At 60.5% G+C, this 18947-nt stretch carries 17 protein-coding genes; 6 read left to right on the top strand and 11 right to left on the bottom strand.

The genetic code is table 11. From position 1 onward, the window contains the following. Positions 1 to 136 precede the first annotated feature (136 nt). The 3 genes from IPP35_00140 to IPP35_00130 all read left to right on the top strand — a co-directional run bounded on the left by IPP35_00140 (position 137) and on the right by IPP35_00130 (position 2272). Positions 137 to 544: a hypothetical protein gene (locus IPP35_00140; protein ID MBL0057559.1), complete on the top strand. Its 408-nt coding sequence runs from the start codon at positions 137 to 139 to the stop codon at positions 542 to 544. Positions 545 to 623: 79 nt separating this feature from the next. Then, complete coding sequence (locus tag IPP35_00135; GenBank protein MBL0057558.1) at positions 624 to 1715, top strand: tetratricopeptide repeat protein; 1092 nt, start codon at positions 624 to 626, stop codon at positions 1713 to 1715. A gap of 65 nt (positions 1716 to 1780) precedes the next feature. Beyond that, positions 1781 to 2272 (top strand): hypothetical protein, encoded by a 492-nt coding sequence (locus IPP35_00130; GenBank protein MBL0057557.1) that lies wholly within the window; start codon positions 1781 to 1783, stop codon positions 2270 to 2272. Positions 2273 to 2505: 233 nt separating this feature from the next. On the opposite strand, the gene IPP35_00125 is transcribed toward IPP35_00130, so the two are convergent. The 11 genes from IPP35_00125 to IPP35_00075 form a co-directional block, all read right to left on the bottom strand. After that, positions 2506 to 4704 (bottom strand): MtrB/PioB family outer membrane beta-barrel protein, encoded by a 2199-nt coding sequence (locus IPP35_00125; protein ID MBL0057556.1) that lies wholly within the window; start codon positions 4702 to 4704, stop codon positions 2506 to 2508. A 17-nt stretch (positions 4705 to 4721) separates the two neighbouring features. Continuing rightward, positions 4722 to 5738, bottom strand: coding sequence for a DmsE family decaheme c-type cytochrome (locus IPP35_00120; protein ID MBL0057555.1), 1017 nt, complete (start codon positions 5736 to 5738; stop codon positions 4722 to 4724). 209 nt (positions 5739 to 5947) lie between these two features. Next, the gene (locus IPP35_00115) at positions 5948 to 7462 is read right to left on the bottom strand and encodes a NapC/NirT family cytochrome c (protein MBL0057554.1); all 1515 of its coding nucleotides are present in this window, start codon (positions 7460 to 7462) and stop codon (positions 5948 to 5950) included. Between the two features lie 10 nt (positions 7463 to 7472). Further along, complete coding sequence (gene nrfD / locus IPP35_00110) at positions 7473 to 8666, bottom strand: polysulfide reductase NrfD (GenBank protein ID MBL0057553.1); 1194 nt, start codon at positions 8664 to 8666, stop codon at positions 7473 to 7475. Next, a complete protein-coding gene (locus IPP35_00105) occupies positions 8663 to 9565 on the bottom strand; it encodes a 4Fe-4S dicluster domain-containing protein (GenBank protein ID MBL0057552.1) in 903 nt (300 codons plus the stop codon). Before IPP35_00105 ends, nrfD begins: the two co-directional genes overlap by 4 nt. Before the next feature lie 67 nt (positions 9566 to 9632). Further along, the gene (locus IPP35_00100; protein ID MBL0057551.1) at positions 9633 to 10571 is read right to left on the bottom strand and encodes a hypothetical protein; all 939 of its coding nucleotides are present in this window, start codon (positions 10569 to 10571) and stop codon (positions 9633 to 9635) included. Further along, positions 10568 to 12463: a hypothetical protein gene (locus IPP35_00095; protein ID MBL0057550.1), complete on the bottom strand. Its 1896-nt coding sequence runs from the start codon at positions 12461 to 12463 to the stop codon at positions 10568 to 10570. The genes IPP35_00100 and IPP35_00095 overlap by 4 nt, the downstream gene beginning before the upstream one ends. 21 nt (positions 12464 to 12484) lie before the next feature. Beyond that, positions 12485 to 12877: a c-type cytochrome gene (locus tag IPP35_00090; GenBank protein MBL0057549.1), complete on the bottom strand. Its 393-nt coding sequence runs from the start codon at positions 12875 to 12877 to the stop codon at positions 12485 to 12487. A gap of 38 nt (positions 12878 to 12915) precedes the next feature. Continuing rightward, the gene (locus tag IPP35_00085) at positions 12916 to 13269 is read right to left on the bottom strand and encodes a c-type cytochrome (protein MBL0057548.1); all 354 of its coding nucleotides are present in this window, start codon (positions 13267 to 13269) and stop codon (positions 12916 to 12918) included. A 30-nt stretch (positions 13270 to 13299) separates the two neighbouring features. Then, the gene (locus IPP35_00080; GenBank protein MBL0057547.1) at positions 13300 to 13842 is read right to left on the bottom strand and encodes a hypothetical protein; all 543 of its coding nucleotides are present in this window, start codon (positions 13840 to 13842) and stop codon (positions 13300 to 13302) included. Then, positions 13827 to 15011: a radical SAM protein gene (locus IPP35_00075; GenBank protein MBL0057546.1), complete on the bottom strand. Its 1185-nt coding sequence runs from the start codon at positions 15009 to 15011 to the stop codon at positions 13827 to 13829. The genes IPP35_00080 and IPP35_00075 overlap by 16 nt, the downstream gene beginning before the upstream one ends. Positions 15012 to 15494: 483 nt before the next feature. Here IPP35_00075 and IPP35_00070 point away from each other — a divergent pair, with 483 nt between their 5' ends. From IPP35_00070 to IPP35_00060, 3 genes are read left to right on the top strand one after another with little or no spacing between them, the layout of a single operon-like run. Then, positions 15495 to 16748: a radical SAM protein gene (locus IPP35_00070; protein ID MBL0057545.1), complete on the top strand. Its 1254-nt coding sequence runs from the start codon at positions 15495 to 15497 to the stop codon at positions 16746 to 16748. A 13-nt stretch (positions 16749 to 16761) separates the two neighbouring features. Further along, the gene (locus IPP35_00065) at positions 16762 to 17244 is read left to right on the top strand and encodes a CopD family protein (GenBank protein ID MBL0057544.1); all 483 of its coding nucleotides are present in this window, start codon (positions 16762 to 16764) and stop codon (positions 17242 to 17244) included. A 24-nt stretch (positions 17245 to 17268) separates the two neighbouring features. Beyond that, positions 17269 to 18939: a putative transporter gene (locus tag IPP35_00060; GenBank protein MBL0057543.1), complete on the top strand. Its 1671-nt coding sequence runs from the start codon at positions 17269 to 17271 to the stop codon at positions 18937 to 18939. Positions 18940 to 18947: the final 8 nt, after the last annotated feature.

The following is an 18947-nucleotide window of genomic DNA, read 5'->3' as shown; positions in this document are numbered from 1 at the left end:
GCCGTGCAGGGACGGACCAGGACGTGTTTTACTTTGCCCGGCCCACGGCCTCGGGCGGGGTTTTGGGCGTGGGCGGATCGTTCCTGCGGGTGGGCGACATCGAGGGTTCGACAGCACCAACGGGATCACCGGAAACGTGGCGGCCTCCGACTCCCTGCTGACCCTGGGGTGGGCGAAGCCTTGGGAGGACCTGGGTTGGTTCTCCGGGATCCAGACGGGGGTGAACCTCAAGGTGTTGAAGAAAACCTTGGACCAAGAGTCGGCCCTGGGCTACATGGCGGACGTGGGGCTCATCTACGAAGCCCAGAGCAAATGGAACCAGGGTCTCCGTACCGGCTTTGTCCTCCAAAACGCGGGGACCGGCCTGACCTTCGATTCAGAGAAAGCCTCTTTCCCCATGGCCATGAAACTGGGCGCGTATCCGCTTTTCGGCGACAACATGACGCTGGCCGGCGACCTGGTCCTGCCTGGGGCCGGGGTCCCTACCTCAACCTGGGGCCGACTACCGGATCTGGGACATTCTGGCCTTCCGCCTGGGCTATAAAGGCAACAACGATCTGGACACGGGCCTGACCTCCGGGTTCGGGATCGGCAACGAACGGCTCCACCTGGACTACGCGTTCGTGCCGTTCGGGCGGTTCGGTGACAGCCATCGGATCAGCTTGGGCATGCGGTTCGGGCCCGCCTACCGGCAAGTGCAGGTCACGACCCAGGTGGAGATGGCCTATAAGCGCGCGCTCTCCCGCTACGCCCAGGGGTACATGGTGGACGCCTACATGCAGGCGACCCAAATTCTGACCGTGGCCCCCTGGCACCGCCCGGCCAAACTGTTGGCGCGGCGGATCGAGTCGGAATTCAAGCAGATGGCCGATGAGGCCCGGGCGGAACAACTCCAAGGCCAGGTGGACGATCACTTCGCCCGGGGCGAGCAGTTCTTCCAGGTGGACGACCTGCTCCGCGCGCGGCGGGAGTTCCAGTCCATCATGGCCCTCCAACCCGACCACATGGGCGCCAAGACCTACTTGAACCGGATCGACGAACGATTTCAAAGTTTGACCGAAAGCTTCTATGCCATGGCGGTCCAATCGTTCGCCGCGCAGGATTTCGTGCAAGCCGGCGAGCTGGCCGACAAAGTATTGTCCCTGACCCCCGACCACCCCGAAGCGCGGGAGCTGAAAGCGCGGGTGGAGGAGGTCCAAAAGAAATACCAGGAGGCCGCCGAAACGCAACGCATAACGGAAATCATCCGCCCCCTGGCGGAAAGCGGGCGGGAACTTTTCGAACAAAAACGCTATGAGGAAGCCCTGGTGAAGTTCGAAGAAATCCTGAAGAACAACACCGGCGACGAGGAAGCCCTCCGATTCCGGGACCTCAGTCGGAACCTGATCGCCAAAGACGCTTACAACCTGGCCCTGCGTTCCGCCCGGGACGGGGACACGAAAACGGCGGTGGCCTACGCTCAGAAAGCGCTCAGAAACTGGCCGAATTTCCCCGAGGCCGCGGAACTGCTCAAAACGCTTCTGGCGAAAAAAGGCGGGGAAGATATGGTGAAATCCAAAGAACTTTACAACCAATCCCTTGATTCCTTCCTGGCGGGGGACCCGCAGAAGGCCCTGGAGCTCGCCCAAAAGGCCCTGGAGCTTTGGCCTGACAACACGGAAGCCCGCCGCATGGTGGAACGCCTCTCCCAGCGCGGCGCCGGTACCCCGCAATGAAAAGGATCGTCTTCCTTTTGATATTCTCCGTCACCCTCAGCGTTCCAGTCCTGGGGGATTCCTTGATGGCAAGACAGAGTAATATAAACGAACCTGAGTTGGAAAGCGGGCGGGAACTGTTCGAACAAAAACGGTATGAGGAAGCCCTGCTAAAGTTCGAGGAAATTCTGAAACACGACACCACCGATGAGGAAGCCCTCCGACTCCGACCCCTCTGTCAGGATCTGATTGCCAAAGACGCCTACAACCTGGCCCTGGGTTCAGCCCGGGACGGGGACTCGAAGACGGCGGTCGTCTACGCCCGGAAAGCTCTCAAATACCGGCCGAATTATCTCGAGGCCGAGCATCTTTTGAAAGTCTTAAGCGGAACAGAAGGACCACCTATTACTGATATTTCCAAAGAACTTTACGCCGAATCCCTCGACGCCATCATAGAGGGAGACCCGAAGCAGGCCCTGGAACTGGCCCAAAAGGCCCTGGACCATTATCCCGACAACGTCGAAGCCCGCCGCATGGTGGAACGCCTCTCCCAGCGCGGCGCCGGCACCCCGAAATAAAATCGTCGTTTTCCCTCCCTCTCCCTCCTTCGCGGCAGGAGAGGCGGGTCCGAAGGACCCGAAGAGTGAATCGGGGCATGACAAAATTCCCTCTAACCGATCTCTGGTTGTTTGTTCTCCCCTACGCTCCACGATCAACGAAAGACCACCCCCTCACCCATAAATGCACCGCCCTCCCCCCGTTCTCTGGGGGGAGGGCGGTACAATAAGTGCTTTCGGAAAAGGAGTTCAGTTCACCATCGCAAATTCAATCGGGCACTCACAATGTGGGCTTTATAATCTTCGCTGTTGTCAGCCAGTGTCACGTTTGTTTGGCCGGCCGCTTGACCTGAGGTCAAACCGAGGTTTTGGTTAGCGAAGTCATGTATTTTGTAGTCCTCGCGCGTGTACCCCAGCGTGCAAGTCAAGTTCGAACTTGCTTTTATTTCTCCGTCCAAGCGGTAAACCTGTTTCGTGGTCACGGTTTCCGGAGGTGCCTTCAAGGTCGTGGAATTTCCTGCATTGACCGTGAGGTAATCCATGGCTCCTTCGGAATGAGACAGATCGTAGGCCAAGACAAACTTCAGCCGCTCAACAGGACGAAGGTCCACGCCCACCCCCACAACGTCGTAACGGTCTGTGGTTTGAACCTCCCAGATTTCCTGGACGTCTGAAGTCGGCGATCCCCCGCCGCTACGATTGGACCGCTGAACCCCGCGGATCCATTGAAACTGATAGAACCCAAAAAATCCGACCTGACTTGAAACATCCAGCGCGAGGTCGGCACCGGCGGTGGCCGTGTGGGAATGCAACAAGCCGTACATCATCGCCACGTTGTTGGTCGCGATGGTGACATCATCGTTTGTCGGGCCATCCCCGGAGTTGAATTTGTCCGTGGCGAAACCGCCGTTCAAGCCATAGGACAGGGCTCCTTTCCAACCCGTGACGCTCAGATCACCGGCGTTACGAGCGCGGGCCGCGATATCAAAGTATCGAAGGCCAGCCAGTTCAACGGTTGTGCTCGATGGAGCCTCATAATCCGAGGCACTCCTGTAGGCGTTGGTGTATCGCGCCCGAACCTTGAAGGTGGGGGCCGGGTGGAACTCCAACCGCCCAATAATATTGTCGTCACTCGTCTCTTTGAAATTCCGCATTTCACGGGTAGCTGTTTCATTGAACGCTTCCGCGCCAAAAAGCCAGGCCTTGGACAGGTTCCAGTCCATGGTCAGTCCCGTGTTGTTCTTGCGGTACCCAAACCGATGGGTGGCCCAGTCATCGGCCTCCCAGAGCTGGTCCATGGCCACGTGTCCGCCAAAGTCCATGTGTTTCGAGTTGTCTCCCATTTGCTCTGAACGGAGGCGGGCGCCCAGGGCCATGGATTGGGTCAATTGGTGGGTCAACCGATAGTTTTGAACCCAAAAAGCATTTTTTGTGTCGGCTGATTTTTCAGGGAGCGGGTCGGCCGAGGCCGCCGCGGCCGTGTTCACCGTATGGGGCAACAGGTCTGCATTTTGCCGCATATAGGTGTAAGAGGCGTCGGCCTCAAAACGGGTCTTGGGCGCCACGTCCAGGCCCAGGTTAGCCGCGAAGCTTTGGGCGATGTTATCCGGTTGAACGGAGCCTTGCCCCTTAGAAGCCCCCACGCCGGAGGTGAGGCTCCCCACAATGTCGGTCTGTCGCCGATAGCTGTCAAAGGTCAGCTTGTCCACATCGTTTTTAAAAGAGTTGAACCCATATTTCATTCCCATGGACAGACGTTTTCCGGAGTACGCTAAGCCCAAGGCTGAATCGTAGACGGTTTGATCGACCGTTCGGGCCATCTCGACCGCATAGTTGCGGCCGAACCCAAACATGCCCATTTGTTTGCCCGCCTTTTTTTCCTTGTAGAGGTCCAGGTTCACCGCCCACTGGGGAGCGGGGGCAAAGCCCAGGTTAACCGAGGACCTGTCCCCCCGAACGTAAAGCTCTTCGGTGTGAGCCAGGCCGGCGAACGTGCTGTTCATCACATTGAACCAGTTGGCCGTGGTGTTCCCAAAGGTCTGGAGCGTCCCCTGCATCCCATCCGGCAGGGCTAGAACCCCGGGGCTGACTTCGTTATACAGGCTGACCGAAGAGTTGGCCCAACGGTGTGGATTTTGGGCGTAGCCCGCGTTAAACCAAAGCTTTCCGCCACGGTCATAGTTCAACTCCGCCGACTGGTCGTCCAAACTGGGACGGCGGGTGAAAAAGGAGAGGTCATATTTCTCGGCGTCCACGTCCATGGAGTAATAATTCATGAACGGGCCGTTCGGAACCTCGCCGTATTCTTCAAACTTCGCCTCGGACGTGTTAACGGAAACGCCTTGAACACCCACTTCCACGTCCTGGGAAATCTTTGTTTCGGCCAGGGCGGAGGTCAGGAAACTGCCCCCGAAGAGGAAGGAGGTCATGAAACATAAGTGTTTAATTTTCATTGTCGGTCGTCCTCCGTTTAACGAGCGAAGTACTTGCCGCCCGGGTGGTTGGACCCGTGAACGTTCGGATGGCACTCGGCGCAGGATTGGCTCACGACCTTGTTGCTCCCCTGACCGATCTCCAAGCTCCCCAACGGCGTGCTGGGGTGACCGCCGGCCACATGGCACCGTTGACAAAGGAATGGTTGTTTAACATTCAACATCTTGTCGTGGTGTGACCCATGGGGGTGGTGGCAAGTGAGACAACTCTCCTGAACCGGAGGATGTTTCCAGAGCATCGGACCCCTTTTGTCTTGGTGGCAATCAAAGCAAAGTTGGTTCACGCTCTTGGCCGTCAATTGTTTTGGCGTGGCGGACCCATGCGCATTGTGGCAGGAGGAACAGTTCATCTTCCCCTCTTCCACGGGCATGTGGGCCGACCGGCGCATTTGGCCTCTAATTTCCCGATGACAGGTGTAGCAGGTGTCGGCTTCCGTGGGCTGAACCAACTGGGCCCGGACTCTCTTGGGGCTGTGCACGCTGTGGCATTCGACGCAGGAGACGTCGGCTCTTTCGTGGGCGCTCCCTTTCCAGTGGGACCGGCCCGTGTCTTTGTGGCATTGAAAACAGGTCTCGCTGACCGCTTTCGCGGAAAGTTTTTTGGGGTCTTTCATCGTGGCGAAACCGGGATTCGTCTTGTCGCCTCCGGCGTTCACGTGGAGAGATCCGGGGCCGTGGCAGGTTTCGCAGGACTTTTCGAATTCAATATTTTTTTGTTTCGCGAACCCGCGGGCGTGTTGGGCGGATTTGAAGGATTCCACCTGGTCCGCGTGGCAGTTGGCGCAGGACTCGGCGCCGACGAACTCGGCTTTTTCAGTGGCTTCGTTCACCACCACCGGTTCCGCCGCCGCGGGAGCTGCAGGGGTCACGGCCGGCGCCGGAGGAGGCGCATCCTCCGCGCGGAGGGATCGCCCGGCGTTCAACGCCAGGCTCACCGCTCCAACGAAGGAAAGGAGAAGAAGTGCGTGCAGGATCTTTTTTCGCGTTTTTTTCATGGGTCTCCCCGAATTAATTTTTCTTCGTTATCCGCCGGTCACCCGCGCACCGACGCAAACCGATCCGCTAAATCATGATGGAGGTTTGTTTCTTTCAAAAAATTCCTCCAGCACCATGTGTATAACTGATTAATTCGTCTAAATTTATGATCTGTATCATGTGTTACAATAAATTTACAACCGTCCAAATCTTAAAAACCTGTCTTGGGTTATTCGTAGAGTTCCGCGCCGCCCTGGTGACAAGCGGTGCAATTGCCTTCCGCCTCCGCGCCACCGATATCCGTTGGATGCTTGAAGGTGAGGCCGCGGACGGACATGAGCCCGTCACCGGGTTCTTTCCCCTGGCCCAAAAGCACGTGGCAGGAGGTGCAGTTCCGCGAAATTGTTTTGCCGTCGGAAGAAGTCAACCCGCTTCCGTGGCAACGGAAACAGCCCGGCGAGAGCGTGTGCCCGATGTTTTCCGGATATTGCCGCCAGGTCACTTTCATTTCCGGGAACAGGCTGTGGCGGTAAATATCCTGGACGGCGAGAACAGCGGCGTCCACCTCGGCGGATCGTTCCTTGGAAACTTTCGCGAATTTCTCCTGATAGAACCCCCTCAGTTTCTGGTCGATGGCGGCCATGGCCGACGGAGTGTCGGGGTAATCCCCGTCCAAAGCTTTCACGGATTCCCGCTTGATGAAAGGAAGCGTGGCGGGAATGCGGCCGTCGTAGAGAGCCGCGTCCACCTCGCGGGTGGGCGGCCGATAATTGTGGCTGGGGCGGTTGTGGCAATCAATGCAATCCATCACGCGAATTTCGGCCTGGCGGCGCTCCTCCACGGTTAAAGGGTTCTCGGCGAGGTTGAATTCCGTCATTTGGCCGGACCGGTTGGTCACGCGCAACCAGGCGATTTCCTGGCGGGCGCGGTCCCGGGCGATGTATTCCACTTTGTTGTTGATGGCCATGTGCCAATGGATGCCGTGGCCCGGCCCGCGGAGGGAGCCCCCGCCCCCGGTGTTGATCAGAAGGGTGAGCGGGTAGGGCGTATTTTTTTCGTCAGCCAAATAGCGGGGGTTGACGTGGCGGCGTTCCCCGAAAAATTTCTCCGGCCAATGGCACTGCTCGCAGGTTTCCCGGGCGGGACGGAGGTTGCGCACCGGGGTTTCGATGGGCCGGTGGTATTTTTTGAACGCCGCCGAATACACCTGATAGGCCCCCGACAATTTCGATTTAACAAACCACCCCGCCCCCGGCCCGATATGGCAGGACACGCAGGCCACCCGGGCGTGGGCCGAGCGTTGGTAGGCCGTGTATTCCGGATTCATGACGGTGTGGCAAAGGGTGCCGCAAAACTTCGTGGATTCGGTGATGTGGTAGGCCTTGTAGGTGCCCAGGGCCGACGCCACCAAAAAGACCGCCGTCCCGCCCACGAAAATAAAAAGGGCGGTGCGCTGTCGCGCGTTTCGAAGGTCCAGGCTGAACACCGGATCCAGGCTGGCCCCATGTCCCTTGGCCTCCCGGCGCCGTTCCAGAAGGGCCCCCACGGCAATCAGCACCAAACCCGCCACCAAAAAGCCGGGAAGGATGGTATAAGTCAATAACCCTAAATAGAGGGTCGTGCTCTCCACGAACAAATCGATCAGGACCAAGAGCGCGATGATCGCGAAAGATCCCATGGCGAGCAAAGCCCCTCCGATGGAAATCCAGTTGTAAAAGAATTCAGGCAGGCGGCGCTGGGACATAGAGAGACCTCTAGGAAACCACCGAAGATTCTTTCGGGAAGACGGGCAAATAGCGGACCGCCAAACCGAAGACCGTCACGACGACCGTGAACAACGTGAACGACACGGCCACCTCCATCCAATGGGGAACATAGCCGGACCCCGTATAGGGAACCATGGCGAACCAGCTCACGCTGAGCCGGTTCAGCACCACGCCGCCGATCGCCGGGAGCCCCCACCACACCATCCGGCGGGGACGTTCCAACGTCGACCGCCGGGACAAAAACACCGCCGGCAAAAGAGCGCCGCCCACCACCTCCAGAAGGAACAGGGCCCCCAGCCACGCCGGATCGCCCAACCGTCCCCAGACCCCGCGGGCCGTCACGTCCACCACGCGGACCGCGGCGTAGAGAAAAAGAAGAACCGACGCCGCCCTCGCCAGGTCCGCCAACATCCAGCGGTCCAGGGTTTTCCCGAACACCCGGGCAGAGTAGAAAGAGGCGATGACCGTCACGCAGAGGCCCACGCCCACGGAGCTCATAAAAAAGAACACCGGCAGGAGCGTGGAATACCACAAGGGATGCATCTTCTGAGGAACGATTAAAAACATCGAACCCATGGAGGATTGGTGCAGGGTGGAGAGGATGACCCCTGCAATGACGACCGGGATCGCCACCGCGTGGATGAAAGAAACGGCCTTCGGCAGGCCCAGCCGCTCGAAGATGACCGGGCTGAATTCCGTCGCCAAAACGGTGAAATAGAGCGTCACGCACCAGGCCACCTCGAACATGATGGAATGGTGTTGCCACATGGCCAGGGGGTGCCACAGCGCCCAGGGCCGTCCGACCTCGATAAACAGGGTGAGCGCCACGAAGGTGTAGCCCAGGAAGGCCAAGAGGACCACCGGGCGAAGGATCGGCTCGAACCGTTTAAGGTGGAAGATGTGCACGGTGGCCGCCATCACGAACCCGCCGCCGGAAAGGGCCACCCCGCTTTGAAGCAGGCCGATCCATACCCCCCAGGGAAAGCGGTCCGACATGTGGCTCATGGCGCCCATTCCCAGGAAAAACCGAATGGCGAGGACCACCGCCGTTACGGCCCAAAGCGATCCGACCGCGGACCACCCCAGAAGCCGGCCGTGGCGCGGGGGCCGGCCCAGACCATAGGCCACCGCCAGCCAACACAGAATCCCTAGGACGGCCGCCAAAAACGACCAGCCGATCAAGCGTCCTCCTTTTTGGCGCCGCCGGGAGGAACGTGGGGTTTGCGGGAAAAAGAATAGGCGAGAACCCCGAAGAGCGAGGCCAAAACCGCCGCGATCCCGGGGATCCAGCTCACCACGTCCCAGGTGAGGGAGGGAAGCGGACGTTTGGGAAGGTTCGTCTTGAACCCGAGCTTTTCGAAGGGGACATCGGAAATATAAAGCCAGGAGGTGCCGCCGATCTCCTCCTCGCCGAAAATGTGGTCCACATATTTTTCGGGGTGGGACCCCAGGCGGGTTTTGGCCTCAAACAACAAGTCCGACCGTTTGCCAAATTTGAGGGCGCCCGTGGGGCAAGCCTCCGAGCATCCCGGCGGAAGGCCTTTAAACAACCGTTCCTGGGCGCAAAACTGGCATTTGCCGATGACCGGCGTGAGTCCGTTGTTCCACTCGAACCGCGGCACCTCGAAGGGGCAGGCCACCATGCAGTAACGACACCCGATGCACCGGCTTTCCCGATAAATCACCGGGCCCTGTTCCGTCTGAGCGAGCGCCGCCACGGGGCAGACCGAAACGCAAGCAGGTTCCAGACAATGCATGCATTGGCGTTTGACGTGGCGGAGGATGGAGGGCTCTATCCCTTCGCGGTTCACCACGGTCCATTGGTTATACGTGAGATCCAACCGCCGGTCCAGATGGTCTATGTCCATCCACTCCTGGGGCGCGTTCAGATCGTTGGCGCGTTGGCAGGCCCTCATGCAGGAACGGCACCCGATGCATCGCGAGAGGTCCACCAAGACGGAGAAGACATCGCCCTTGGACACCCGGCCCTCCGCGTGGGCGAAGGTTTTAGGAAGGGCCGCGGCGGCCGCCGCGCCCACGGCGCCTTTCAAAAAGGAGCGGCGAGATACGCCCGGAGCCATTGGACCCGGCACGGACTCCGAGGCTTTGGAAGGATCCACGGGAGAGGTCAGGCGATTTCTCGGCGGATCATTTTTTGGGGCGCAGGGCGATCCACGCCGCCAACCACCCAAGGCCCGCCCCGGCCAGGAACCCCAGGATCGCCACCAGCCAGAGGCTTTGACGCGCCCGGTCCAAACGCCACTGGAGATCCCGGGCGTGCTCGTTCAAGTCGAAAACGCTTTTGACGCCCGCCACGGTCATCTCTTTTTGGTTCTCGCTCACCTGCCGACGGAGATCCGTGAGGCGGGCGCTCTTGTGCACCGTGTCTTCGTGGCAACGGGCGCAGACTTCCGCCCCGACGGACAGGTTGTGGGCGGGGGCCCCGGTGCCCATCAGGGCGTCGGCCCCGGCCGACGAGGCCGGGAAATGGCAGGTCCAGCAACGCAGGCCCTCCTGGTGGTGGGTGGCGTGGGCGAAATCTATCATTTTCGCCGCGTGGCAGGACCCGCACAGCGCGTCCCCCCCGCCGACCCGCAGACCTTGGGCGTGAACTTTGTGGCAATCGAAACAGCGGATGTTTTTCTGTCCGTGCCGACTGAGTTTCCATTCGTCATAGGATTTTTTGTGGCAGGTCCGGCACATGTCGGAAGAAACCGGCATGGGCATCTTGTCCCCCGGATGCCCCTCCGCCATGGCCCCGTGGCAGGACTCGCAGGTGACCCCCGGAAAGGCGAAAGCCCCCCCCTTGGCCCCGGTGGAGTGGCAAGCGAGACAGGAAGGCTTCGATCCGTTCTGTTTCCACGCCTTCTGGAACCCCGGCGCGGCGTAGGCCGCCGCATGAACCGACGGTTTCCATTCATCATATTCCTGGGGATGGCAGGCGGCGCAAGTCTCGGGCCCTGAAAAACTGGCGCCCACAGGAACGCCTAATCCCAGGAGCCCCGCGGCCAAGGCCACCAGCCCCGCCCCGGTCACCACTGTGGACCCGCCAGAAAACGGACTGCGCCAACGAAAAATTTTTCTCATGGAGTCCCCTTCAAAACCGGTTTACGGCGCAGTCGTCCGCTGAGCCAAGCCCAACTCATGGGATAAACCGCCGGGTCGAACATCGCCCAATAGGCGTGCCAGACGAGGATCGACAAGCACGCAAGAATGGCTTCGTAGAAATGGATCATCGTGGCGAGGTAGGGGACCCAGAGAGGCGCGTGTTTCAAAACGAAATTGTTGAACACCAGAACGCCGCCCGTCACCAACATCACCAAGGATCCCCACACCAGGGCCCAGTATTCGGACCGCTCGATGTAGGACGGGTAGCGGAGTTCGGGCTTTCGCTTCGAAAGACCGAGGTTGTAGAGCAGGAGGCGCGGCGGTTCGAACAAGTCCCGCAGGCGCGGCCGGAGATTCACCCGAAGGAGGAACCGGCCCCGACGGGTCCCGATCATGTAAACCCCGTGCCAAAGCCCCGTGAGGACGAAAACGAGGGCCGTCCAGCGGTGGATCGCCTTTCGAACGAATTCTCCCCCCGCCCATTGGAACGGGAGAGCCCACCAGGCCTCGGGGAATTTCAAAGCGAACCCACTGTAGGCCAGAATGACGAAGGTCAAAGTCAGAGCGCCATGCTGAAGCCTCTCGTTCAGGTTCAAACGGAGCAGGTTCAACTCACGGCGGGAGTGTTCTCCTTCCACCTCCGAGGGGGACGACAGCAACTTCCGAAGGAAATCCAGGAGATTGTGGACCATCATTCCGCCCAAGGTGAGCGGGATCACGATCAAGTAAAACCATCGGAAAAAGAAGATCCAGAAATTCGGACGGGTGCCTTTCCCCCCGTGAATCCGGCCGGCGGCCAGCTTGGCCTGGGCCCCCACATGGCAACGGCCGCAGGTATTGGCGAGGTTCTGTTTGTTGACCCAGGAACGCGGGTCATCGGAGGGAAGCACGTCGTGCCAGCCGTGACAGGACGCGCAGTTGGCCACGCGAAGATCCCCTTGCTTAGAAGCGAGTCCGTGATAGCTGTCCATGTAGCTCTTCAGCCGACCGGCGGGGAGACCGAATTTGGCGATGATTTTTTCGGACTCATGGCATCCCACGCAAGTGCGGGTCACCCCGCCCAGACTGGCGGAGGAACCTGCGCTCTTCACCGACCGAATGGTGTGTTCCCCATGGCAGTCCGTGCAGACCGGGGTCTCTTTGATGCCCAACGCGCTGGCCTTGCCGTGGATGCTCTCGCGGTAAACGGAGAGGACGTTCTGGTGACAACGGCCGCAGGTCTCCGGAATCCGCGCCCGATTGACGCGGCTGGCTGGGTTGGCCGAGCCGTGAAGGTCGTGGGTGCCGTGGCAGTCCGAGCAAACAGCGGCGTTCATTTTCCCTTCCGCGAAGGCCATCCCGTGAACGGTGTGCTCGTAGCTTTCGATGGGTTTTCGTTCAGTCAGGCGCTCGTTGATGGGACTGTCAGCCTTTCCATGGCAATGGGCGCAGGTGGCGGGAATATTTTTTCGGTTAACGGGCGATAGCGGATGGCGGGAATCCAACAAAGCATGGCTGTGGCCGTGGCAGTCTTTGCACGAGGCCGCTTCCATCTTTCCCCGAGCCACTGCCTTGCCGTGGTCGGACTGAAGATAGATTTGGGTTTCCACCCGGTGGCACCGTCCGCAGGAAACCGGGGCCAGCTTTTCCGCGTGGGGCAGTTCCTTGGCGTCGGCATGGCAGGAAACGCAAAGGTTCTTGCCATGGATGGATTTCCCGAAAGCCGCCCCGTCCACCACGGGAGCCCCCATCCCCTCCTCGGCGTGGCAGGCCAAACAGTCCTCGTTGCCGTCCGCCCGGGCCCGCCCCGGCGACAAGAAAAACGCGCCCCCCAGGACGGCCGCCAATACCCAGGGTCCGAGACTTCGGGCGAGGTGTGGGCGAACCGGCACGGGGGGCGCGAAGGAAACCGTTTATTTTCGGACAGCGGGTTCCGCCGGAACGGCGTCCGCTTTCGGGGCCAGGGTACGGACGTAGGCCAGCAGGGCCGCGATGTCCGCGTCGGCGATTTTTCCCTTGTAGGCAGGCATGGGCTTGGCCCCGCTGGCGGTGGGAGTGCCAACGCCTTCGGCTGTTGCCTGGATCCATTCTTTGTCGGTCTTCGCCAGGGTGGCCGCGTCCACAAGATCCAGGACGGCGTTGTCCACCTTCTTGGCCTTGGCCATGGAGGCGCTTCCTTTGGCGTCCTTCCCGTGGCACATGGCGCATTTCGTGGCGTAAAGTTTCGCCGCGTCTTCCGCGAACGCCACGCCCGACGCCCCCGCCAGGATCAATCCCGCCAACACACTTCGAATCAAACGGTTCATGAATGTTCTCCTTATTGAAACGATCTAGGGTGAGAAATTTATTTCTTTGGCGCCAAGGACCGCACGTAGGCGACCAGGGCCTTGATGTCGACGTCGGCCACTTTGCCTTTGAACGCGGGCATGGGCTTGGCCCCTGAGGCCTTCGGAGTTCCGGCGCCCTCGGCGGTGGCCTTGATTAAATCAGCGTCCGTCTTGGCCTGGGTAGCCGCGTCCAGCAAGTTCAACTTTTCGGCGCCAAGACTTTTGGCCATCCCAGGGTTTCCCTTGGCATCCTTGCCGTGGCACATGGCGCATTTGGAACTATAAATTTTCGCCGCATCCTCCGCAAAAGCGACCCCGCCCATTCCCGCCAGAACCGCCAACACCATCACACTTTGGATGAGACGTTTCATGAAGTTCTCCTTTTATTATTTGCGTTCAAATTAACGGTCCCCCACATAGGGAGCCGACTCCCTCGCCTGGGACCGGCCTCCTTCGCTTTTCAACCGATCCCGTTCCTTGAGGGCGCGTTCATAGCGTGTGACGAGCTCAGCCTGAAGCGATTGAAACGCCTCGGCCTTCTTCACTTTCCTTTCTTTGCTGTCAAAAACCAAAAAGGAGATCACCCGCTTGGCTTCGGCGGAGGACAACAACGGTTGCCCCGACCGAGCCTCGGTTTTGACGTGCATGCGGGAGACATAACGCGTCCAGGTGGGCGCGTCCGCGATCGTGGAATTAATCGGCCGAGCCAGGGTGTGGCACACCGAACACTTGGCCACGAACAGTTGATAGTTTTCCTGCTGGGCTCGGGGGTAGGCGGTGACGTCGACGGAGTCCGGACCTAAATCGGCCGGGCCGAAAAGTTCAGGCGCCGTCGCTCCGACAACGTCCCCCGACGCGGAATTCGCGCGCCCGCAGGAAGCGGCCCCGGCCCATAAGATCAGGGCCGTTCCCCCCACCCCCACCACCGCTAAAACGCGTCGCACGCCGAACTCTCCTCGAACCCGGGAGGCACGTAAATGCAGTGGGGTTCTTCCGCCAGTTCGTCCCCGTGGGCGTAATAGGCCCGGGCCCGGCATCCGCCGCAGACGTATTTAAAACTGCAGACGCCACACTTCCCTTCCAACTTAGACGGGTCCCGCAAATTTTCAAAAACCGGAGAATGTTCCCAGAGGGTCTTAAAGGGCGTCGTTCGAATATTTCCGACGGAAATAGGGAGGTACCCGCAGGGGAACACCTCTCCCTTGTGGGAAACGAAACAGACCCCCTGCCCGGCCAAGCACCCTTTGGTGGTTTGGTGGAGCGACTGGTTGGGATGCGTCGCGCCTTTGGCTTCCTGCCGGTGATGGCTGGGGGGAAGCCCGCCGATTTCTTTCGAGCGTTGGCGGACGATGCGGAAATAATGGGGCGCGCAGGTGGCCTTCAGTTCCATCTTTTTCTCGATGTCCCGATCGTAAAACCAATTCAACCATTTCTCGTATTCCGCCGACGGAAGCATGTCCGTTTCGGCGATCTGCACGCCGCACCCCACGGGCACGAGCATGAACAAATGCAAAGCGGACGCCCCCCGGGCCAGGCACATGTCGTAGAGCGTGGGCAGTTCCTCGGCGTTGTAGCGGGTCACCGTCATGTTGATCTGGAGCGAAACCCCTTCGCGTTTCAAATGGTCAAACCCGGCCAGGGCGCGCTCGAAATTCCCCGCGCCGCGGAACCGGTCGTGGGTGGGAGCTTTCGCCCCGTCCAGGGAAATGCTGACCCGGGCCACCCCGGCGTCTTTGATGGCTTTGGCTTTTTCCGCCGTCACCAGGGTCCCGTTGGTGGCCAGGGCCACCCGCAGGCCCTGGTCCCGGGCGAAACCGGCCAAATCCAAAATGTCGGGCCGAAAAAGCGGTTCCCCGCCGGAAAGGACCAGGATCGGCTTGTAGCTGGAGGCGATGTCGGCGATCATGCCCTTGGCCGCGTCGGTGGGAAGATCGGTGTCGGAGACCTGGTCCAGAACGTCCAGACGACGACAATGAACGCACCGGAGGTTGCACCCGGCCGTGGTTTCCCAAAAAATTAAGCGCGGAGGGGCGACGGGTTTATTGGGTTCCTGGCCGCGGCCCTGGGGCGCGACGGTCCCGGAAACAAGGGGTTCTGAGGCAAGCTTAGACATTGGACCTCCAGTGTAGCGTCTCACAAATCCCTTGACAATGGTCCGGGCGATTTTGTGTGGCGACAAGGAGCGAGGAAGGCGCATACCGGGAGTATGCAACTGACGAGCGACGCCGCTCGCCGCGCAAAAGCGCCCGGACCTTCCTCAACGGATCGCCTCGCTTTAGCGAGGCGAAATATATGGAAGGGAGGCCCGCCTCCGTCCGGCTTCTTCGTTGCTCGTCGGTTACGATGGCCCGCATCGCGCCCTCCGCATCAGCGCCTCTGGCGCCCCAGGTGCCCGGCGCTCTGCGCCGGGCCTCGCGCCTCGAATCCGAACGGACTCGGGCCTCCCATTGTTAAGCGATTTGTGAGACACTACACTAGTATAACGGTGCGGGCCAAACGGACCATGATCTTCATCATGTTTTTACCTTTTTTTAATAAGGTATCATAGTCGCCAGGTCGGCCCCCCGGTGCGGTCCCTGGGGGGCTTTTCCATTTCATGCCCCCAACGACCCACGCGATCGAATTCCTAACGCTGGGAGAAACCCAGGGCGGTTATTCCCTCGTGCTCTCCCCCCTGGCCACCCTGGGTTTTGACCCCCTGGGTCGGCCCCAGGGCCTCTACGAGGGGGGCCTCTACACGGCGCGGGGGTTGGATGGCCGTTGCCTGGAAAAAAAGTGGGTTTGGGAAGGCGACAGCGACGCCCGCCGGCATATCCGGGAACTCACCGATCCTGAACGGTCCGCCCTGAGAGCTCGGTTCGGAACACTCCTGGCCCAAGCCCGGCTGGCCCTGCCGGAACTGGCGGGCCGAAAGGCTCTGCGCCGCATGGATCGCGGTCGGGAACTCGCCCCCGATATCGAAGCCGCCTCCCGCACCTTGGCCCGGCTGGCGGAGGGACTGGAAAAATCCTGGGACCAGGACCCTGCCCATTTTGCGCGGGTCTGGCGTCCGTTGGGCATTCTTCCTCCGGACCAATATTTGGCGCTGGTCATTCAGGTGGTGGAAGGATGCGCTTGGAACCAATGCGCCTTCTGCGACTTCTACGCGGGGCGGCCTTTCCGCGTGAGATCAGCGGAAGAAATTTTGCGCCACACGGATGAAGCCGAAACCTTTTTCGGCCCCGCCCTGGCGGGCCGCTGTTCGATTTTTCTCGGCGACGCCAACGCGTTCCAAGCGCCGCCGGACCTATTGATTTCAACCGCCGAAAAGTTGGCGGCCCGGTTTCCGCGTTTGGCCGCCCCGCAACGGGACGGCATCGGCGGACTCTATGGGTTCGCGGAAGCCGCGCGATTGGCCGCCTGGACCCCTGCCGATTTAAGAGCGTTGGCGAAAACCGGTTTTCGGCGGGCGTATTTGGGTGTGGAAACGGGCTGTGACGATTTGAGGCGATGGCTTCAGAAACCGGGAACCTCGGACACCGTGATCGAAGCCGCCGCGAAATTGAAGGGGGCCGGAATCGATCTCGGCCTGATCGTCCTCTTGGGCGCGGGCGGGGTTGAAAATGCCCGGAGGCACGTGGAGGGGACCCTCTCGCTTTTAAAACGGTCCCCCCTTGGCCCCGGCGACTTGGTTTATTTTTCACCCTTGATCGTGGAGGAGGGCTCCCCCTACGGGCGGGCGGCCGCCGATCGAGGGTGGACGCCGATGGGGGAATCGGCCCTGGGCGCCCAACGAAAGGAAATGGAAGCCGCCCTTCCTCCCCGAGGCGAACGCCGGGCTCTTTACGATATTCGGGAGTTTCTCTACTAAAAAGGACAACACCATGGACATCTTTCTTCATTTTATTCACCTGACGGCCGCCATGATTTGGGTCGGCGGCCAGATTTTCCTCGGGTTGATTTTAGGCCCCGTCCTCCGTCGGTCCATGACGCCGAAGGAACGAATGCCCCTGGCCCTGGCCGTGGCCAAACGGTTCCAGCGGGTGAGCCACGCGGCCCTCGGCCTTTTGATTTTGACGGGGCTTTGGCAGGTGCGTTTCCTCTTTCTCAGTTCGTTGTCGTCGTTTCTCGACACGTCCTACGGCCGGATCTTTTGGGCAAAAATGGTCCTCTTCGTCGTCATGTTGATTTTAGGCGTCCTGCACGACAAACGCTGGGGTCCCGCTTTGGCGCTTCACGCCGACCGGCCGGACAGTCCCGAATTCCGCGGGGCGGCCCGTCGCATGGCTTTTTGGGCCCGGCTCAATATCGGCGTCACGCTCGGCGTGGTACTTTGCGCCTCGGCGCTCCGTCATCTCACTTTTTAATTCATCCCCTTCGCGAGGCACTCCATGCCCCTCTTTTCCACATTGATGGATCCCGCCACCGTCCCCCACGCGGTGATGGTCATTTCCTTGGTCGCCGGGCTCGGCCTGGCCCTGGGCCATTTGAAGGCCTACGGCGTGAGCCTGGGGGTGGCCGGCGTCCTTTTTGTCGGCCTCCTTTTCGGCCATTTCGGGGCCACCATCGATGAGCACGTTTTAGACTTCATCCGGGAGTTCGGTCTCATCCTGTTCGTTTACGCCATCGGTCTCCAGGTCGGTCCCGGTTTCTTCTCGTCGCTTCGGAAAGGCGGCCTGCCGTTGAATGTCATGGCGGCGTCCGTGGTCCTTTTGGGAGTGGGCGTCGCCGCCCTGGCGCATTTCGTTGGGGGGGTGCCGCTTCCCGCGGCGGTGGGCGTCCTCGCGGGCGCCACCACCAACACCCCGAGCCTGGGCGCCGCCCAACAGGCCCTTCGGGACGTCCTGGGCCCGACGTCGGATTTGGCGAAGTTACCGGGTTTGGGTTACGCCGTGGCGTATCCCTTCGGCGTCATCGGGATCATCGTGACGATGCTTTTGGTGCGATCGGTTTTCCGCATCCAACCGGAAAAAGAATTGGAGGCCTTCGCCTCCGAAAAGAAAACCCAGGCGCCACCGCTTTTCGCCGTGAACCTGGAAGTGACGAAGGCCGACGTGGCCGGCCTCGCCATCGGCCGAATGCCAGGCGCGCCCCACGCCTCCGTGGTGGTGTCCCGAATTATGAGGGCCGGCCAGGTGACCGTGGCCCGCGCTGAAACCGTCCTGGCCTTGGGCGACGTCCTTTTGGCCATCGGCCCGAAAGAAAAGGTAGAGGAGCTGGAACGCATTTTGGGCAAAAAAGCGGAGATCGACCTCCGGGAAGTGGAAAGCGATATTTCCTCAAAACGGGTCGTCGTGACGAAAAAAAGCGTCTTGGGGATGTCCATCGACGAACTGGCCTTCCCCCGGCGGTTCGGGGTCAAAATCACGCGCCTCTCCCGGATGGATTTAGAGTTCGCGGCCTCGCCCACGCTTCAGCTCAAATTCGGCGATTCGGTTCTCGTGGTGGGTCCGCCCGAAGCGATCCAGGAGGCGGCCAGAGAACTCGGGAACTCCCCGAAACAACTGAACGACCCCCAGATCATTCCTCTTCTCGTGGGCATCGCGCTCGGTGTTTTGGTCGGAAGCCTGCCGCTGAAAATCCCGGGGCTTCCCGCGCCCGTGCGGTTGGGTTTGGCCGGAGGACCGCTGATCGTGGCCATCGTCCTGGCACGGATCGGCCAGTGGAAATCCCTGGTCTGGCACATGCCGATTTCCGCCAACTTCATGATCCGGGAATTGGGGATTTCTCTTTTCTTGACCTGCGTGGGGTTGAAATCCGGCGGAAAATTCGTGCAGACCCTCCTAACGGGGGACGGCGTCGCCTGGGTCCTCTGGGGCGCCGCCATTACCCTCCTGCCGCTTTTGATCGTGGGCTGTGTGGGCCGCTTTTTCCTGAAAACCAACTTCACCGCCCTCTGCGGTCTCCTGGCCGGCGCCATGACCGACCCCCCCGCCCTGGCCTTCGCCAACACCTTCATGGGGTCCGAACTCCCGGCCCTCTCCTACGCCACCGTCTACCCGCTCACCATGTTGTTGCGCGTCCTGTCCACCCAAACCCTCGTGCTTCTCCTCATGCGGTGACCCCCCTT

Source organism: Elusimicrobiota bacterium (genome assembly GCA_016721625.1).
Lineage (GTDB): Bacteria > Elusimicrobiota > Elusimicrobia > FEN-1173 > FEN-1173 > JADKHR01.
This window is presented reverse-complemented; position numbering and strand designations above follow the sequence as displayed.

Bases quoted from the DNA above. Each gene is read 5' to 3' on its own strand.
- IPP35_00130 (MBL0057557.1), top strand. From the start codon at position 1,781: ATGGCAAGACAGAGTAATATAAACGAACCTGAGTTGGAAAGCGGGCGG.
- IPP35_00125 (MBL0057556.1), bottom strand. From the start codon at position 4,704: ATGAAAATTAAACACTTATGTTTCATGACCTCCTTCCTCTTCGGGGGC.
- IPP35_00120 (MBL0057555.1), bottom strand. From the start codon at position 5,738: ATGAAAAAAACGCGAAAAAAGATCCTGCACGCACTTCTTCTCCTTTCC.
- IPP35_00115 (MBL0057554.1), bottom strand. From the start codon at position 7,462: ATGTCCCAGCGCCGCCTGCCTGAATTCTTTTACAACTGGATTTCCATC.
- IPP35_00105 (MBL0057552.1), bottom strand. From the start codon at position 9,565: ATGGCTCCGGGCGTATCTCGCCGCTCCTTTTTGAAAGGCGCCGTGGGC.
- IPP35_00100 (MBL0057551.1), bottom strand. From the start codon at position 10,571: ATGAGAAAAATTTTTCGTTGGCGCAGTCCGTTTTCTGGCGGGTCCACA.
- IPP35_00090 (MBL0057549.1), bottom strand. From the start codon at position 12,877: ATGAACCGTTTGATTCGAAGTGTGTTGGCGGGATTGATCCTGGCGGGG.
- IPP35_00085 (MBL0057548.1), bottom strand. From the start codon at position 13,269: ATGAAACGTCTCATCCAAAGTGTGATGGTGTTGGCGGTTCTGGCGGGA.
- IPP35_00075 (MBL0057546.1), bottom strand. From the start codon at position 15,011: ATGTCTAAGCTTGCCTCAGAACCCCTTGTTTCCGGGACCGTCGCGCCC.
- IPP35_00070 (MBL0057545.1), top strand. From the start codon at position 15,495: ATGCCCCCAACGACCCACGCGATCGAATTCCTAACGCTGGGAGAAACC.
- IPP35_00065 (MBL0057544.1), top strand. From the start codon at position 16,762: ATGGACATCTTTCTTCATTTTATTCACCTGACGGCCGCCATGATTTGG.
- IPP35_00060 (MBL0057543.1), top strand. From the start codon at position 17,269: ATGCCCCTCTTTTCCACATTGATGGATCCCGCCACCGTCCCCCACGCG.